Genomic DNA, 1,647 nt, shown 5'->3' with positions numbered 1-1,647 from the left:
CCCGGCTTATTCATGAGCCCGCTGCACTGGGGCGTGCCGGGTTTGATGTGTCGGTGGCCGCGTGATCCGGGCGCGCGGTTTCGGCGGCGTTTTTCGCCGCAGCAAAACCGATGGCTTTTCGAGGTTGATGGGCGATGGCTCGGGCTTTGTGCGGCACAGCCGCGCTGGCTATGTCGGCGCTGGCCGGAGACTGGTGGCGATGGCTTTGAACACGCCGGCGTCGGGGCATGCTGACGCGAAGGCGACACGGATGCGCGAGGCGGTCTCGATGACGCGGGCGGCGACCTTGAGCAGCCGCAGGCGCAGCGTTGCGAACTCGGCAGTGGCCAGAGAGGTGGCCTTGGGGATGGCCTGCTGGACGCGCCACATCAGCCAGTAGGCGGCGGTATGCAGGATGAGGCGCATCTGGTTGGCATTGGCCGAGCGGCACGAGGTGCGATCGCTGGCCAACTGGGTCTTGTGGCGCTTGATCAGGTTTTCGGCTTGGCCGCGCGCGCAATAGAGCGTGTCGTAAATGTGCTCGGGCGAGCCTTCTGTCAGCGAGGTGACGACATAGCGGATGTCCATGCCCAGCGTGCTGGCCTCAATCCGGGCGACGACGCGGCGTTGGCTCTTCCAGCTTTTGGCGCCGTAGCGGGTCTCGACATAGTTGCGCAGGACCGGATGTTGGGCCTGGGCCCGCTTGACCGCGCAGGCATCGGCGACGGCAACGATGGCCGGATCGGCCCGCAGCGCGGCGTTGGTCGGCAAGCCGAACACGTAATCGACCCCGGCCGCCTCGCAGAACGCCATGATCTCGGGACGGGCGTAGTGCCCATCGCCGCGGATGGTGATGTGGGTATCGGGCCAGTGCTGGCGGATATGACGCACCAGGCGCCGGATGTGGCCGGCACCTTCGGCACCCGACGGCGTCTTGCCAGTGCGCAGCAGCATCGCCACCGGCCGCCCGCTCGCGGTATCGTACACATGGATCGGCAGGAAGCAGCGCTCACCGTGATGTCCGTTCCAGAACGAGAGCTGCTGATAGCCGTGCACGACATCACACGTGTCATCGATATCCAGCGTCACCGCCGCCGGTGGGGCCGGATAGCTGGCACAGTAAACGCCGATCATCGCGACCATCATCCGGGCCAGTTCACGCGTGGTCGGTGCATTCTCCCAGCGGCTCATCGTCGGTTGGCTGGCCAGCCCCGCGCCCGATCCCGGCAACTTGCCCAGCGCCAGGCGGAAGCCCGGATCGTCGCGCAGGGCATCGAGATCATCGGCGTCCTCATAGCCACACGTGATCGCGAACACACGGGCACGCAGAATGTCATCGAGGCGATGGATCACCCGCGTCGGGTCACGCGGATCGGCGATGCACGCAGCAAGCTGCCGGCAGATCCCCATCGCGCGCTCGGCCTGCGCCAGCAGCAGAACGCCGCCGTCAGAGGTCAGCCGGCCACCGTCGAACGCGGTTGTGACCTTCTTGCCGCCAACCGCTGGAAACGAAAATCCCGGTGCGCTATCATCGCTCCCGGCGGGTGTGGTCCGTGGCATAAATTGCCTCGCTGAAGGACTGGTCTAGACACCCATTTTCCTACTGCAAAGCAATCGCTTACGCCACTCCCGCCAACCCTCTCACCCGCCGCGGTGAATAAGACAGGT

Annotated in this window: 1 protein-coding gene; it reads right to left on the bottom strand. The window is 65.8% G+C overall.

Annotation, left to right across the window (positions count from 1 at the left end):
- Positions 1–168: 168 nt before the first annotated feature.
- Positions 169–1,539 (bottom strand): IS1380 family transposase, encoded by a 1,371-nt coding sequence (locus tag AC3WT0_RS19825; protein ID WP_066763960.1) that lies wholly within the window; start codon positions 1,537–1,539, stop codon positions 169–171.
- Positions 1,540–1,647 lie beyond the last annotated feature (108 nt).

Source organism: Sphingomonas sp. EU05-FHT14C10, assembly GCF_058790595.1.
The sequence above is the reverse complement of the archived record's forward strand: the minus strand, read 5'-3'. Positions and strand labels throughout refer to the sequence as shown.

Coding starts and splice junctions, on each gene's coding strand:
- AC3WT0_RS19825 (WP_066763960.1), bottom strand. CDS start 1,539: ATGCCACGGACCACACCCGCCGGGAGCGATGATAGCGCACCGGGATTT.